Raw genomic sequence first — 14,069 nt, 5'->3', positions numbered from 1 at the left:
CCCGGGAACATGCCGCCGCCCGACAACGCACGGCCCGCCAAAGGTGGGGCCCGGCCCGCGCAACAGGACGCCAGTTCCTCCAGCGAAGCCGCCCTTCAGCAATGTGAGGAGCTGGAGGCGGCCATCGCGGAGCTGCGCCACAGCTACGAGCAGTACTTCATCGGCATGGAGCGCCAGGCGCCCATCCGCGCGCATGAGGATTTGAAGAAGCGGATGCTGAAGCTCAAGGGGGCCTTCATCCGCAGCACGTCGGTGAAGTTCCGCGTGCAGAGCCTCCACAACAAGTTCCTCACCTACGAGCGGCTGTGGGTGCGCACCATCCAGGAGATTGAGGCCGGCACCTACCGCCGCGACCTGGCCAAGGCCCGCCGCCGCGCCGGGGCGAAGCAGGTCGGTGCGACCGGCGACCGCCAGAAGGGCGTGGTGGAGATCCCCGAAGAAGTCGACGACATGGACTTCGAGGAGATTGAAGAGCTCACCGGCCGCCGCCCCATCAACGAGCCGAAGCTCGCCTCGGAGTACCTGGCGGAGCAGCCGGCCGGAGGCGGTACGCCCTTCCGGGGCAGTCCGGCGGTGGCCCCTGTCGCGGCGCAGCCGGCCGGCGCGCCCCGGGGGACGCCCGCGGGGCTGGTGCCGCCGAAGCAGTCGGCTCCTGCGGTCTCGCCCATGAGCGGGCTGCCGTCCATCGCGCCCGTGGGGACTCCTGCGGCGGGACGTCCGGCGGTGCCTCCGGGCATGGCCACGAAGCCTTCGTCGGCGGCTCCGCAGCAGCCCGCGCGTCCGGCGGCGGCTGCTGCCGCGGCGGCGCCCCGTCCCGCGGCGGCCGGCCCCGGTGGCGGCATGTCCGACGACAAGCTGCGCGCGGTGTACGACGCGTACGTCACCGCGAAGCGCCGCTGCCAGGAGGACACGTCCAAGCTGTCCTACGAGTCGGTGGCGGCCACGCTGCGCAAGCAGGTGCCGGAGCTGCTCAAGCAGCACAACGCGAAGGCCGTGGAGTTCAAGGTCGTCATCAAGGACGGCAAGGCCTCGCTCAAGGCCGTGCCCAAGTAGCGGAAGGCACGGCATGAACCAGGACCTGGAGTCGCTCAAGGCGCGCGTGGCGCGCCTGTCGGTGATGATCTTCGACATCGACGGCACGCTCACCGACGGCCGCATCTTCTGGGTGCCCAACTCCGGCTGGACGCAGATGTACAGCGTGCGTGACGGCATGGGCATCAAGCGCTTGCAGGAGGTGGGCATCGAGGTGGCCGCCATCTCCGGCGGCGACAGCCTCTCCGCGCAGATGCGCATGCAGTCGCTGGGCTTGCGTCACGTGCACTTCGGCAGCCAGGACAAGGTGGCGCACTTCGAGAAGCTGCTCGGCATCCTCAACGTGTCCGCCGAGCACTGCGGCTACATGGGTGACGAAGTGGTGGACCTGCCGCTGCTCAAGGCGGTGGGCTTCTCCGCCACCGTGCCGGAAGCGCCGGACGAGGTGCGCGCCCAGGTGCACTACGTGGCCCAACGCGCCGCGGGCTTCGGCGCCGCGCGCGAGGTGTGTGAGTTCATCCTGAAGCACCGGGCGCGCTCCGCGCCCGCGACGTGAAGAGGGGGAAGCACCGCATGAAGTGGGGGATGTGGTTGGCAGGGGTGCTGTGGCTGGCGGGGTGCGCGAGCTCGCGGCCCGTGAAGGGCGAGGCCACCGTGAAGTGCGTCATCACCAAGGCCGGCCGGGCGGAGGACTGTCAGGTCACGAAGCGGGACGCCACCGTCAGCGACGCGCAGCTCGCCGAGTCGCTCCGCCTCATCCAGGCGCGTGAGTACCCACCCGTCCGCTACAACGGGAAGCCGATGGACGTGCCCTACACCTTCAACTTCACGTACCGCGATCCGCTCCCCACGGACGGTGGGACGGTGGTGGCACCCGCGCCCGCGGAGCCGTGACGGGTGTTCTGCACCAGGGTCAAACCGGCGGGACGGGAAAGATGCCCAAACGTTCGCTCCTGGAAATGCCTACCTCCCTGCCTGGCGTTCGGGTTGTCGCTCCCAGGGCCCGTTCCTACCTTGCGCTGCCTGAAGGCCGGTGGACGGCCCGAGACACCTGGGAGGCGACGTGGGGATGCGGCGGATGTGGCTCGGACTGGCGGTGGCCGTGGGGCTCGCCGTGTCCACCGGATGCGGGCAGTCCCCCGAGGATTCCGAAGCGCGGCTCGCGGTCCTGGAGGCAGAGGGCAAGCAGATGGACCAGGCCCTGGACGCGGTCGAGGACCGCCTCCTGGGCAGCCAGGGACGGCTCGCCATGTGGAACGAGCTGGGGCGGCGTCACCAGGAGGTGAGCGCCATCCAATGCAAGGTGGCCGACGCCCACATGGCCGCCATCCTCAAGCACGAGGACAAGCAGAACCAGAAGGCGCGCATGGTCAAGCAGCGCAACTCCATGGCGTCCGTGGACAAAGCGGTGCTCACGTCCGGCAAGGCGCCCGCGCAGCAGCGCAGCAACTGACGTCCCGCGGCTGAGGTCCGGTGTCTAGCCGGGGATGCGCGCGGTGCGCTCGCGCATGCGCTTCTCCACCGCGATGACGCCCCGGAGGAACAGCCCGGGCGCCAGCCGCCGCAGACGCCAGAACCAGCGCGCATCCGCCATGGGCAGCACGTGCGGCGCGCCCTGGTCCACCGCCTTGAGCAGCCGCTCGGCGACCCACTCCGGTCCAATCTTCGACTGGTCCACCAGCTTCACGCTCATGCGGCGCGTCTCCGGGTCGGAGTAGGGCGCGGCCGCGGAAGCGATGTTCGTGCGGAAGAACGTGGGGCACGCCACCGTGACGCCCAGCCCCAGCGGTTGCAGCTCCGCGTAGAGCGTCTCCGACAGCGCGACGACCGCGGCCTTGGACGTGTTGTAGGCCGCGAGGTTCGGCGCGTACACGAGCCCCGCCGCGGACGCGATGTTGAGCACGTGCCCGGAGCCCTGCTTCTTCAGGCGCGGCACGAACGCGTGGCAGCCGTGGATGACGCCCCACAGGTTCACGTCCAGCACGCGCTTCCATTCCGACAGGGGCAGCGTGCCCACCGCGCCTCCGGTGGCGACACCCGCGTTGTTCACCACCAGGTCCACGCCGCCAAACGCTTCGTCCGTGGCGCGCGCCAGCGCCTCCACCGCGTCCGGGTCCGTCACGTCGCACGGGTGCACGCGGGCCTCGCCCCCCAGCTCCGTGACGCGGCGGGCGGTCTCCTCCGCGCTGGCCGCGTTCATGTCCGACACCATGACCCGCGCCTGCCGGGCCGCCAGCGCTTCACACAGCGCGCGGCCCAGGCCACTGCCGGCGCCCGTCACCACCGCGCGAGGACGAGAGGGAAGGCTCATGGTTTTCGGACTCCTGGGGGAGAAGGGGGGACGTCGTGACGCGGCAGGGCTAGCACGGCGGGCGAAACGCTGGCCATGCGCGAGTGCTCGCTTTCCCGGGAAACTCGCGCTTCCAGACGGGCGGGCAGGCGGGCGCACGGTTCGTGACCCCGAGTCAGAAGTTGGCTAGAACCCACGGCCGTGCAACGCGCCTTGGTGGCAGTAATGGCAGTCGCGGCGGCGGCGCTCCTGGGATGCAACGACCTGGAGAACTGCGGCTCGACGCCGGTGGACATCACCCGGACCGACGGGGGGCTCTACCGTTGCGTGACGTCCGAGGACTGCCCCAGGACGTCGCGCGTCTCCGTGTGCGTGACGGACGTCTCCTCCGAGCGCGAGTGCGTGCGCTGCGACGAGACGCGCTGCGTGCGCCTCATCCCGGAGTCGTGCCAATGACGCGGCGACTGTCGCGTTGGGCGTGCGTCCTGGCGGTGGGGGCGCTCGCCGTCACGGGGTGCCGGGACAAGCCGGTGGACCACATGCAGCGCGCGCGCGACGCCATCTTCGAGAAGCGTCCGGACGAAGCGCTGGTGGAGTACCGCAAGGCCTACGAGATGCTGCTGCGCGACGAGACCCCGGAGGCGCTGGTGATGCGCGCCCGGGCGCTCAAGGGCGCGGCCGACGTGTACTGGCTGGAGCAGCGCAAGGTGAAGGAGGCGGTGAGCGTCTACCGCCAGCTCATCCAGCAGTGCCCGGAGGCGCCGGAGTCGCTGGAGGCGCGCATCATCCTGGCGGAGCTGCTGCGGGTGCACTACCGCGACCTGCGCGGCTCCATTGATCAGCTCACCGCCGCGCTGCACCGCAACCCGCCGCAGAGCGCGGAGCTGCAGTACCAGGTGGCCAAGTCGTACTTCGAACTCCAGGACTATCCGCAGTGCGAGCTGGAGGCGAAGAAGCTGCCGGACCGCTTCGCCACCAGCCCCTATGTGGACGACGCGCTCTTCCTCCAGGCGCAGGCCCTGGCCATGGTGGAGGGCAAGCGCCAGGAAGCGCTGCGCACCTACGCGGACCTGCGCACGCGCTTCCCGGACTCGGAGCTGGCGCCGTACGCCCTCTTCGAGATGGGCAAGCTGCGCGCGGACGCGGGCGACAACGAGAAGGCCATCGAGACCTGGGTGGAGTGCCTGAAGACGCACCCCGAACCGTCGCTCGTGCAGGACGCCATCGCCCGGGCACGCCGCCGCCTGGCCAACCTCACGGTGGAGGGGATTGGCAAGAAGGAGGTGGCGTTCGACCGGGCGAAGCAGGCGCGCACCTCCGTGGAAGCCATGGGCGGCACCGCCGAGGAAGCGGCCCGCGACCGCGGCGACTGACGGCTGCGCAGGGCGCATTCGCGTGCGCCCGTTCCTCCCGCGTGCCATGTAACGGCCGGGCCGCAAGGGCCCTTCTCGCGTGGGAGGCATTCACATGAACGTGCTGGTGACAGGGGCCACGGCGGGCATCGGGCAGGCCATCGCGCGCCGCTTCGTGAAGGAGGGCGCGCGCGTCATCGCCGCCGGGCGGCGCGGCGACCGGCTGGACGCGCTCAAGGCGGAGCTGGGGGAACGGCTGCTGCCGGTGACGCTGGACGTGACGGACAAGGCGGCGGTGAAGGCGGCGTTCGCCTCGCTGCCGGCGGACTTCGCGCAGGTGGACGTGCTGGTGAACAACGCGGGGCTCGCGCTGGGGATGGAGCCCGCGCAGGCGGCGCGGCTGGAGGACTGGGACGTGGTGGTGGACACCAACGTGAAGGGCCTCCTGTACTGCACGCGTGAGGCGCTCGCGGGCATGGTGGCGCGCGACCGCGGGCACGTCATCAACATCGGCTCCATCGCGGGCGAGTTCCCCTATCCGGGTGGCAACGTGTACGGCGCCACGAAGGCGTTCGTGCATCAGTTCACGCTCAACCTGCGCGCGGACCTGCACGGCACCGCCGTGCGCGTCACGGACATCCAGCCGGGGCTGTTGGGCGGCACGGAGTTCTCCAACGTGCGCTTCCGCGGCGATGACGCGAAGGCCGCCGCGCTCTACGAGAAGACCCAGCCGCTCACGCCCGAGGACGTCGCGGACACGGCGTACTGGGTGGCCACGCGGCCCGCGCACGTGAACATCAACGTCATCTCCATGATGCCGGTGGTGCAGGCCTTCGGGCCGCTGCTGGTGAAGCGCGGCGGGTAGCTAGCCCGGCACGGGCAGCGCGGCTTCCAGGAGCGGCGCGGGCACCGACGGGTCGTCCGCGTCCGCCACCAGCAGCACGTGGACGCGGCCTCCCTCCACGCGCGCGTCCACGCCCTCCAGCTTCACGGGCACGTCCACCGCGTCCAGGTACACGGGCGTGCCGTCCGGCGCGAGCACGCCCACCGCCGAACCCTTCACCGGCCCGTCCGCCACGCGGTCGCGAGACGCCTCCGCCGTGGCGGTGAACACCACGCGCCCATCCGGCAGCGGCGACGCGTCCGTGAAGGACAGCCGCACGCCATTGGCTTCGCCCAGCTCCCACCGGCGCACGGTTCGCACGGCCTCCGGACCCATCACGCCCACGTCCAGGCTGGCCAGCACGCGGTCCAGGTCCAGGTCCACCAGCGCGTCCACGCCGCCCTCGCCGTTGCCCCGGTTGAGCAGCCGCAGCCGCTTGCCCGCCACCGCCGCGCCCTCCACGTTGAGCGCCACCAGCTCGCGCTCCAGCTGCACGTAGAGCGACGTGCAGTCCACCGTGCGCGGCTCGCCCGCGAGCGTCCCGTCCGCGTTCAGGGGCAGCACCGACGCCCGGCGCCGCGCGGGCGTGGACCCCGAGGGCAGGGCCAGCAGCGCCCCGTGCGCGAAGGACGCGGAAGGGCCCAGCCTGCACAGCGCCTCCAGGTCCGGCTTCGCCGCCTTGCGAGCCGCGTGTTCATCCGGAAGCCCGCCCGGGAAGAGGCGCACGGTGTGGCCCGGCGCGTCTCCGGTGGCGGGGAACACCGCGAGGTGGAGCGCGTCGTCCGCGACGACGTAGAGCCAGTCCCCCGCGCGCACCAGGCCGCTGGCGGCGGAGACGTGCGAGGGACGGCCGGGGGCTTCAGGCGCCGCGAGGGTGAGCGTGCGCCGGCGGGTGGTGGGAATCATGGGACCCGGGAGCGTCGCCGACTACAGCAGGGTTCCGCTCAGGAAGAGGCTCGCGGCCGTGAAGTAGATGACGAGTCCGGACACGTCCACCAGCGTGGCCACGAAGGGCGCGGACGCGCTCGCGGGGTCGAAGCCCACGCGCCGCAGGATGAACGGCAGCATGGAACCGGACAGCGTGCCGAAGATGACCACGCCCACCAGCGACACGCCCACCGTCATGCCGATGAGGAACGCGTGGTCGCCGTAGCTGTGGAACAGCGCCTGCCACGCCATCACGCGCAGGAAGCCCACCACGCCCAGCACCGCGCCCAGCGCCAGGCCCGTGCTCAACTCCCTCCGGGCCACGCGCCACCAGTCCTTCAGCCGCATCTCCGACAGCGCCAGCGACCGGATGATGAGCGTGGTGGCCTGGCTGCCGGAGTTGCCGCCGGAGCTGATGATGAGCGGGATGAAGAGGCTCAGCACCACGGCGCGGGCGATCTCGTGCTCGAAGTAGCCCATGGCGGTGGCGGTGAGCATCTCGCCCAGGAAGAGCACCATCAGCCAGCCGGCGCGCTTCTTGAGCATCGCCAGGAAGCCCACGTCGAAGTAGGGCGCGTCCAGGGCCTCCATACCGCCGACCTTCTGGATGTCCTCCGTGGCCTCTTCCTGGACCACGTCCACGATGTCGTCCACCGTGACGATGCCCTTCATGCGCCGCTGCTCGTCCACCACGGGCATGGCCATGAAGCTGTGCTCGGAGAAGGTGCGGCTCACCGCCTCCTGGTCCGTGTTCTCCGCCACGGTGATGACGTCGCGAATCATCACGTCCGCCACGCGCTTGTCCGGCGCGGCCTGGAAGAGCTGGCGCAGGGACAGCACGCCCTGGAGGCGCTGCTCGGCGTCCAGCACGTAGGCGTAGTAGACGGTCTCCACCTTCTCGCGCGCCTGCTTGCGCAGGTACCCGATGGCCTCGTCGATGCTCATGTCCGGGCGCACGCGGGCGAAGCGCGGGTTCATCAAACCGCCCGCGTCGTCCTCCGAGTAGGCCAGGAGGACGTTCACCTCGCGGCGGCTGGCGTCGTCCAGCTGCGACAGGATGGCGTCCACCTGCTCGGGCTCCACGGCCTGGACCAGGTCGGCCAGGTCGTCCGGAGGGAGCAGTCGGACCCAGGTGCGGCGCTCGGCCGGGGGGAGGCTGAGGATGAGCTCGCCCTGTTCGCGCGCGCTGAGGCCCAGGAAGAAGTCGTCCGCCACCGCCGAGGGCAGCAGGCGGAAGCCCTCCAGGCGCTCGTCCACGGAGAGCACGGCCCACGCCTCATGAAGCTCGTCGGGGGACAGCGCGTTCTGGCTCTGGGGACTCTCCACCATGACGACGGCCTCGAAAGAAGAGGGGGAGGGTGCGCGCCTCGCTGCATCGCGCGCGGGCCTCTCTACACCCCTCACGGGGACACGGCGAGCGGAAGGCGCGAAACATCGAGCGGAAAGTCCAGTTCGCCTGCCTGCCCATGCCACCCGTGTCCGCGGGTTCACGGGAGGCGCCCCGGCTCTTGAGGGGCGCCTCGGGGTGGGTCAGGCCTTCTGCTGGATGAGCTCCACCTTGTAGCCGTCCGGATCCTCCACGAAGGCGATGACGGTGGTGCCGTGCTTCATGGGGCCGGGCTCGCGGACGACCTTGCCGCCGGCCTGCCGGATGGCGTTGGCGGTGGCGTGGATGTCGCTGACGCCCAGGGCGATGTGGCCGTAGGCGGAGCCCAGCTCGTACTTCGCCGTGTCCCAGTTGTGGGTGAGCTCCAGGGCCGGGTGGGTGTCTTCCGGGCCGTAGCCGACGAAGGCGAGGGTGAACCTGCCGTCCGGATAGTCCTGGCGGCGCAGGAGCGTCATGCCGAGCACGCGGGTGTAGAAGTCGAGCGACTTCTCCAGGTCGCCGACACGGAGCATGGTGTGGAGGATGCGCATGCGGTGGCTATAACCGCGCCAGCGTGTAGGTGCGCAGGCTAAAGCGCGCCGCCCGCGCGGGGGACGGGCCGGGTGACCGGGTCGAAGCAGGCCCGGGCGGTGCCGGTGAACGCGGTGATGAGCCGCTGGCGCATGTCCGCGTCGTCCGCGAAGACCGTCATCCAGATGGACCAGTGGCCCAGCGCCGTGGCCTGCCGGATGACCAACCGCCGCATGTGGGGCGTGTCGGAGGCGGCGAGGCAGTCCCGGGCTTCTTCCGCTCGGGCCCACGCCTCCCTGCGATGCTGCCAGCGGCGGTCGCTGGCCCTGGGGTTGCGGGGTGGCAGCCGGTCGAGCCCCGTGAGCTGGAGCGTCCGCTCCGCGCGGCGTTTCTCCTGCGGACTCAGGTTGGGCGCCGCGGTCACGACCCCGTCCGCGGCGTGGACGAAGGCGCGGGCCGTGTTGTCGCGGTCCGGCCAGTAGTAGCTCCCCAGGCGGATGCGCTTGTCGCTCTTGGTGCTGTTGCAGTTCACGCAGGCGAGCAGGAAGTTGTGCCAGTCCCGCGCGAGCCCGGGGTGATGCTCCCGCGGAAGCATGTGCTCCACGGCGAGGCTGGCGTTCATCCGGCCCTCGCAGAACGAGCAGTATTCACCCATGCGCTCGATGAGCGCGCCGCGCGCCTCCGGGTAGTCGGAGAAGGTCCGGCGCACGCCGTCGTTGTCGACGGGCCAGTCCCCCCGCTCCACGGGTCTCACGACTCATCTCCGGGGAGCCCGGCCTTGCCTCGCTGCATCTCCAGGAAGGCGTGGTAGGCGACGTCGTCGCTGAAGGGCGCGGAGAGCGTGTCGAGCTCCTGCTTGAGGCGCTGGAGCTCCTTGCCCTTGGAGCCCTTCGCCTGCTCCAGCGCCGCGTAGTACTTCCGCGCCGCCTCCATCATCACCTGATGGCGATGGCTGCGCTGGGGAAGCTCCACGCCCATCACTTCCTGCGCGATGTCCTCGATGCTCCGGCTGGGGAGCGTCTCGCGGGATTGATCATCCAGGTTGATGAGCTCGTTCTCGCGCAGCGACTGGACGATGAAGGGCGAGTGGGTCGTGGCCACGAACTGCAGCTGGGGGAAGACCTTGCGCAGGTCGTCCACCACCTCGCGCTGCCAGTTGGGGTGCAGGTGCAGATCCAGCTCGTCGATGAGGACGATGCCCGGCGTCTGCGATGGCGCCTGCTCACGCAGGTGCGGATTGAGGGTGGCGGCGCGGTAGGCGATGTTGCCCACCATGGCCAGCATGCTCCGGGCGCCGTCGCTCAGCATGTCGAAGGGCAGCTGGGCGCCGTCCTTCTTGCTCGCGACCAGCATGCCCAGCCGCAGGTCGTAGCGGACGTCCGTCCAGTCCCGCATGCACTCGCGAAGCGCGTGCTTCACCGCGCCCAACGTGCCGAGCGCGCGCCCCTCCTGGAGCTGGATCAGCTCCATGGTCTTGAACCAGGAGACGAAGTCCTTGTGATTGGAGGACGGGTCGAGGCACCCGTGATAGCCCCTGAACCGCGAGCGGGGCTTGAGGACCCTGGCGCCATCCGACGCCGTGGACTGGCGGGCCCGGCGCTGCAACCAGAGGCGTCCGGTGCCGTAGTAGGCGATGAGCGGCAGGACGACGTCCTTGCCCTTGCGGACCTGGGAGCGCCAGGACAGCGTCCGCTTGGACAGGTCGGAGGTCTGTCCATGGGTGGTGTGCTTGTTGGGGCCTTCGAGCGTCCGCGCCCACTCCAGGCTCTTTCCCTCCACGAGGCCCCGGCATCTCACCTCCACGGGGTAGAGGGCCTCCAACGTGGGGACCTCGCCGCTGGTGTGCATCACGCGCCGCACGTCATCGCGGTGGATGCCGGGAGGCGTGGCGCCCTCCAGTCCCAGGAAGATGGCGCCCGCCGCGATGGAGAGCGCGTCGAGGATGGCCGTCTTGCCCGTGCCGTTGTCGCCGATGAGCACGTTGAACGAGGGCGAGAACTCGAAGGCTCGCGACGCGAATCCACGGAAGTTCTTGACCTCGATGCGCTCGATTCTCATCGGTGCTTTCGTCGGGACCTGTGGGACAGCCTGGCCGCCAGTATCTTCCAGGTCCCTGGCGACGCACGTGAATTCCCTACGTTGCGCGCGCGCCCCGGTCAGCCAGGCAGGCGTCCGCTCGGGGGTGAAAAGGCGACATCGGAGGGCCACTCAGGGCAGGGCCAGGCGTCCGGCGCGTGTTATGGAACCGGCCATGAAACACGCTCAAAGCCAGGCCCTCTTCGCCCGTGCGCAGGCGCGCATCCCGGGTGGCGTGAATTCTCCGGTGCGTGCCTTCCGTGGCGTGGGAGGCGACCCCGTCTTCTTCAAGGAAGGCTCCGGCGCGTGGCTCACCGACGTGGACGGCAACCGCTACGTGGACCTGGTGGGCAGCTGGGGCCCGCTCATCCTGGGCCACGCGTACCCGCCCATCGTGGAGGCCATCCTGGAGGCCGCGCGTCGCGGCACCACCTTCGGCGCGCCCGTCGCCGCGGAGGTGGAGTTCGCGGAGCTGCTCTGCGCCACGGTGCCTTCGGTGGAGAAGGTGCGCCTCGTCTCCAGCGGCACGGAGGCCACGGTGGCCGCGGTCCGCGTGGCGCGCGGCTTCACCGGCCGCGACTCCATCCTCAAGTTCGAGGGCTGTTTCCACGGCGCGGGTGACCCGTTCCTCGTGAAGGCGGGCAGCGGCGTGGAGACGCTGGGCCTGCCGGACTCGCCGGGCGTGCCGTCCGCGCTGGCGTCGCTCACGCTCACCGCGCCCTTCAACGACCTGGAGGCGGTGGAGCGCATCTTCAACGAGAAGGGCAAGGACATCGCCTGCGCCATCATCGAGCCCGTGGTGGGCAACATGGGCGTGCTGGTGCCGCGCCCCGGCTACCTCGAAGGGTTGCAGAAGCTCTGCCAGAAGCACGGCGTGCTCTTCATCCTGGATGAGGTGATGACGGGCTTCCGGCTGGCTCGCGGCGGCGCGCAGGAGCTGTACGGGCTCAAGCCGGACCTGACCACCATGGCGAAGGTGGTGGGCGGCGGCATGCCGCTGGGCGCGTACGGCGGCCGGCGCGACGTCATGTCGAAGGTGGCGCCGGAGGGGCCCGTGTACCAGTCCGGCACGCTGTCCGGGAACCCGGTGGCGGTGGCGGCGGGCCTGGCGTGCGTGAAGGCGCTGGCGGCGCCGGGGACGTATCAGCGGCTGGAGCACCTGGGATTGCTGCTGGAGGAGGGCTTCCGCGCGGAGGCGAAGGCGGCGGGCGTGCCGGTGACGGTGAACCGCGTGGGCAGCATGCTCACGGTGTTCTTCACGGCGGAGCCGGTGTTCGACTACGCGTCCGCGAAGAAGGCGGACACGGCGAAGTTCGGGCGCTTCTTCCACGCGATGCTGCAAGAAGGCGTGTACCTGCCGCCCAGCCAGTTCGAGGCGGCGTTCGTGTCGCTGGCCATCGGCGAGCCGGAGGTGGCGCACGTGCTCGCCGCGGCCCGCAAGGCGTTCCGCGCGCTTGGCGACGCCCGTTGAACCAGAGGCCCTGACCGGGCCCGTGCGCTTCGGTCCCTATACCCTCGTGCGCCGCATTGGCGCCGGGGGGATGGGGGAGGTCTTCCTCGCGCGCGAGGAGGGCGTGGGGCGCGCGGTGGTGGTGAAGAAGGTGCTGCCGGGGCTGAAGGACACCGGGCAGTTCGTGGGTCGCTTCCGCGACGAGGCCCGCGTGGTGGTGCGGCTGGCGCACCCGAACATCGCGCGCGTGTACGCGATGGGCGAGGTGGACGGGCAGCTGTTCCTCGCCATGGAGTACGTGCTGGGCAAGACGCTCAGCCGGCTCGCGTACCGCCTGCGGCAGCGACAGCGGATGATGCCCCTGGGGCCGCTGCTCCAGATGGGCATCCGGCTGTGCGAGGGCCTGGCGTACGCGCACGACGCGACGGATGAAGACGGGCACCCGCTGCACCTGGTGCACCGCGACCTGTCCCCGGCGAACGTGTGCGTGAGCTACGCGGGCGAGGTGAAGATCATCGACTTCGGCGCGGCGCAGTCCACGCTGAAGGAGCAGCAGACGGCGCCGCGCGTGGTGATTGGCAACCTCACGTACATGGCGCCGGAGCAGGCCCGCAAGCGCACGGTGGACCGGCGCGCGGACCTGTACGCGGTGGGCGTGGTGCTGTGGGAGCTGTTCTCGTGGAAGCCGCTGTCGCAGCGGGGCGACCCGCTGGAGCGCTGGCGGCGCGCGGCCTATCCGCAGTGGGAGCCGGCGGGGCGCTACCGGCCTGACCTGCCGCGCGCGGTGGACGCGTTCCTGGCGCGCGCGCTGGCGTCCGAGCCGAACGACCGCTTCCCCACGGCGACGGCCATGGCGGAGGCGCTGGGCGCGCTGAAGGAGAAGCTGGCGCCCAACGTGACGGATCAGGACCTGGTGCGGCTGATGTCAGCGGCCTTCCCGCGCGAGAAGGTCATCGAACAGCAGACGCTGGACGACCTGCTGCGCGAGCAGCCCGAGCGCGCGAGCACGCGTCAGGAGTTCCCGTCCGTGCTCGCGCCCCCCGGGGCCGTGGATGCGGCGGAGGCGCTCCGCGCGCAGGAGGACATCGCGACGGAGGCGCTGGACGCGGCGAAGTTGCGGCAGGCGGAGGGCGCCGTGATGCCGCCCCCGCCGGAGTACGCCAGCGTGGGGCAGCAGACCGAGGCCCTGGACGCGGCGAAGGTGGAGCAGGCGCTGCGCGCGGCGGCGGCGGCGGCGCAGAGGCTTCGGGCGGAGTCCGGCGACGCGGCGGAGCTGCCGCGCAAGGCGCCTCCGGCGCGGCTGCACAACCTGGAAATCACCATGGATGCCTGGCTGCCAGGCATTGGCGCCGCGGAGCCCACCACGCCGGGGCTTCCTCCCCAGACCCCGGCGGCGGCGCCCGGAGCGGCTCCCGCGCGGTGGACGCCCGGGCCGGGCGAGGACGAGGCCACTCCCCAAGAGGTTCCCGGCCCCCTGGAATCCCGTGGGGGCCCGGGCTCGGAGGACACCACCGACCCGGGGGAGCGCACCCCCACGCCCACGGATTCCCCTTCGGGCAGGCAGGCTCCGGCGGAAGAACCGTCTCGGCCGGATTGGAATCCGGGCCCGGACGCGAAAGACTCCGTTTCACACCTTCGAGCGTCTCACAGTGAGGGGCCCCCCCTGGCCCCGGAGGACTCACCGATGCAGAACCGCCCCTCGCGTCCGGGCTGGACTCCCGGCGCAGGCAGTGAGGACTCCACCACCAACGAGCGGCCCGCGCGCAAGAGCGCCACGGGCCTGCCCGCCGCCGGCAAGGGAGGCTGGACCCCGGGCTCCGGCGAGGACGACGCCACCGAGGGCGCCGCCTCGCCCATGGACTTGCGCCCGGACACGGACGACGACGCGGACGACGAGGGCACCGACGTCGACAAGCCCGGACGTCCCAAGGCGAACCCCGCGCCGCGCGCCCCCCAGGCACGTCCCGCCGAGTCGTTCCCGGACGCCACCCGCCCCATGTCCCAGGACGAGCTGCCGGTGCCCTGGACGCCGCAGGGCGCGGGCGAAGCCACCGAGGCCCTGGAGGCCGCGAAGATCTTCGGCGCCCTGTCCCAGACGACGGGCAACATGCCGGCCTACCTGGACGAGAAGGCCACCCCCTACGTCCCGCCCAAGGAAGCCC

15 protein-coding genes are annotated in these 14,069 nt (G+C 71.1%); 9 read left to right on the top strand and 6 right to left on the bottom strand.

The features are described 5' to 3' along the window. Window positions 1-9 precede the first annotated feature (9 nt). From D7V80_RS08260 to D7V80_RS08245, 4 genes are all read left to right on the top strand, one after another. Window positions 10-1,053: an MXAN_5187 C-terminal domain-containing protein gene (locus D7V80_RS08260; RefSeq protein ID WP_120587633.1), complete on the top strand. Its 1,044-nt coding sequence runs from the start codon at window positions 10-12 to the stop codon at window positions 1,051-1,053. Window positions 1,054-1,066: 13 nt separating this feature from the next. Beyond that, complete coding sequence (locus tag D7V80_RS08255) at window positions 1,067-1,588, top strand: HAD family hydrolase (protein ID WP_120587632.1); 522 nt, start codon at window positions 1,067-1,069, stop codon at window positions 1,586-1,588. 17 nt (window positions 1,589-1,605) lie between these two features. Beyond that, complete coding sequence (locus D7V80_RS08250; RefSeq protein ID WP_147447018.1) at window positions 1,606-1,926, top strand: energy transducer TonB; 321 nt, start codon at window positions 1,606-1,608, stop codon at window positions 1,924-1,926. 184 nt (window positions 1,927-2,110) lie between these two features. Next, the gene (locus D7V80_RS08245; RefSeq protein WP_233585212.1) at window positions 2,111-2,485 is read left to right on the top strand and encodes a hypothetical protein; all 375 of its coding nucleotides are present in this window, start codon (window positions 2,111-2,113) and stop codon (window positions 2,483-2,485) included. 24 nt (window positions 2,486-2,509) lie between these two features. Here the strand turns inward: D7V80_RS08245 and D7V80_RS08240 are convergent, their stop codons facing one another. Further along, a complete protein-coding gene (locus D7V80_RS08240) occupies window positions 2,510-3,343 on the bottom strand; it encodes an SDR family NAD(P)-dependent oxidoreductase (protein ID WP_120587629.1) in 834 nt (277 codons plus the stop codon). 204 nt (window positions 3,344-3,547) lie between these two features. On the opposite strand from D7V80_RS08240, the gene D7V80_RS08235 reads away from it, so the two are divergent. From D7V80_RS08235 to D7V80_RS08225, 3 genes are all read left to right on the top strand, one after another. Then, complete coding sequence (locus D7V80_RS08235; RefSeq protein WP_171423096.1) at window positions 3,548-3,778, top strand: hypothetical protein; 231 nt, start codon at window positions 3,548-3,550, stop codon at window positions 3,776-3,778. Continuing rightward, on the top strand, window positions 3,775-4,695 hold the full coding sequence (locus D7V80_RS08230) for a tetratricopeptide repeat protein (protein ID WP_014400403.1): 921 nt from the start codon (window positions 3,775-3,777) through the stop codon (window positions 4,693-4,695). Before D7V80_RS08235 ends, D7V80_RS08230 begins: the two co-directional genes overlap by 4 nt. Before the next feature lie 94 nt (window positions 4,696-4,789). After that, window positions 4,790-5,539, top strand: coding sequence for an SDR family NAD(P)-dependent oxidoreductase (locus D7V80_RS08225; protein ID WP_120587628.1), 750 nt, complete (start codon window positions 4,790-4,792; stop codon window positions 5,537-5,539). On the opposite strand, the gene D7V80_RS08220 is transcribed toward D7V80_RS08225, so the two are convergent. The 5 genes from D7V80_RS08220 to D7V80_RS08200 all read right to left on the bottom strand — a co-directional run bounded on the left by D7V80_RS08220 (window position 5,540) and on the right by D7V80_RS08200 (window position 10,439). Further along, a complete protein-coding gene (locus D7V80_RS08220; RefSeq protein WP_120587627.1) occupies window positions 5,540-6,463 on the bottom strand; it encodes a hypothetical protein in 924 nt (307 codons plus the stop codon). It lies immediately after the preceding gene. A 21-nt stretch (window positions 6,464-6,484) separates the two neighbouring features. Then, window positions 6,485-7,813 carry a magnesium transporter gene (gene mgtE, locus D7V80_RS08215; protein ID WP_120587626.1) on the bottom strand — a complete coding sequence of 443 codons (1,329 nt, stop codon included), beginning with the start codon at window positions 7,811-7,813 and terminating at the stop codon, window positions 6,485-6,487. 201 nt (window positions 7,814-8,014) lie between these two features. Next, window positions 8,015-8,401, bottom strand: a complete 387-nt coding sequence (gloA, locus tag D7V80_RS08210) for a lactoylglutathione lyase (protein ID WP_014400399.1) — start codon at window positions 8,399-8,401, stop codon at window positions 8,015-8,017. A 38-nt stretch (window positions 8,402-8,439) separates the two neighbouring features. Further along, window positions 8,440-9,135, bottom strand: coding sequence for an HNH endonuclease (locus D7V80_RS08205; protein ID WP_120587625.1), 696 nt, complete (start codon window positions 9,133-9,135; stop codon window positions 8,440-8,442). Beyond that, window positions 9,132-10,439 carry an AAA family ATPase gene (locus tag D7V80_RS08200; protein WP_120587624.1) on the bottom strand — a complete coding sequence of 436 codons (1,308 nt, stop codon included), beginning with the start codon at window positions 10,437-10,439 and terminating at the stop codon, window positions 9,132-9,134. Before D7V80_RS08200 ends, D7V80_RS08205 begins: the two co-directional genes overlap by 4 nt. A gap of 193 nt (window positions 10,440-10,632) precedes the next feature. Between D7V80_RS08200 and hemL the strand changes: the two genes are divergently transcribed. Then, a complete protein-coding gene (gene hemL / locus D7V80_RS08195) occupies window positions 10,633-11,928 on the top strand; it encodes a glutamate-1-semialdehyde 2,1-aminomutase (RefSeq protein WP_120587623.1) in 1,296 nt (431 codons plus the stop codon). Next, on the top strand, window positions 11,912-14,069 hold a 2,158-nt coding region (locus D7V80_RS42640), incomplete at its 3' end, for a serine/threonine-protein kinase (protein ID WP_147447017.1). The genes hemL and D7V80_RS42640, both read left to right, overlap by 17 nt.

The organism is Corallococcus sp. CA054B (assembly GCF_003611625.1).
In the GTDB taxonomy this organism is placed as follows: domain Bacteria; phylum Myxococcota; class Myxococcia; order Myxococcales; family Myxococcaceae; genus Corallococcus; species Corallococcus coralloides.
Note: the sequence above shows the minus strand (reverse complement) of the source record. Positions and strands in the feature narration are given on the sequence as shown.

Coding starts and splice junctions, on each gene's coding strand:
- D7V80_RS08260 (WP_120587633.1), top strand. CDS start 10: ATGCCGCCGCCCGACAACGCACGGCCCGCCAAAGGTGGGGCCCGGCCC.
- D7V80_RS08255 (WP_120587632.1), top strand. CDS start 1,067: ATGAACCAGGACCTGGAGTCGCTCAAGGCGCGCGTGGCGCGCCTGTCG.
- D7V80_RS08250 (WP_147447018.1), top strand. CDS start 1,606: ATGAAGTGGGGGATGTGGTTGGCAGGGGTGCTGTGGCTGGCGGGGTGC.
- D7V80_RS08245 (WP_233585212.1), top strand. CDS start 2,111: ATGTGGCTCGGACTGGCGGTGGCCGTGGGGCTCGCCGTGTCCACCGGA.
- D7V80_RS08240 (WP_120587629.1), bottom strand. CDS start 3,343: ATGAGCCTTCCCTCTCGTCCTCGCGCGGTGGTGACGGGCGCCGGCAGT.
- D7V80_RS08235 (WP_171423096.1), top strand. CDS start 3,548: ATGGCAGTCGCGGCGGCGGCGCTCCTGGGATGCAACGACCTGGAGAAC.
- D7V80_RS08230 (WP_014400403.1), top strand. CDS start 3,775: ATGACGCGGCGACTGTCGCGTTGGGCGTGCGTCCTGGCGGTGGGGGCG.
- D7V80_RS08225 (WP_120587628.1), top strand. CDS start 4,790: ATGAACGTGCTGGTGACAGGGGCCACGGCGGGCATCGGGCAGGCCATC.
- D7V80_RS08220 (WP_120587627.1), bottom strand. CDS start 6,463: ATGATTCCCACCACCCGCCGGCGCACGCTCACCCTCGCGGCGCCTGAA.
- mgtE (WP_120587626.1), bottom strand. CDS start 7,813: ATGGTGGAGAGTCCCCAGAGCCAGAACGCGCTGTCCCCCGACGAGCTT.
- gloA (WP_014400399.1), bottom strand. CDS start 8,401: ATGCGCATCCTCCACACCATGCTCCGTGTCGGCGACCTGGAGAAGTCG.
- D7V80_RS08200 (WP_120587624.1), bottom strand. CDS start 10,439: ATGAGAATCGAGCGCATCGAGGTCAAGAACTTCCGTGGATTCGCGTCG.
- hemL (WP_120587623.1), top strand. CDS start 10,633: ATGAAACACGCTCAAAGCCAGGCCCTCTTCGCCCGTGCGCAGGCGCGC.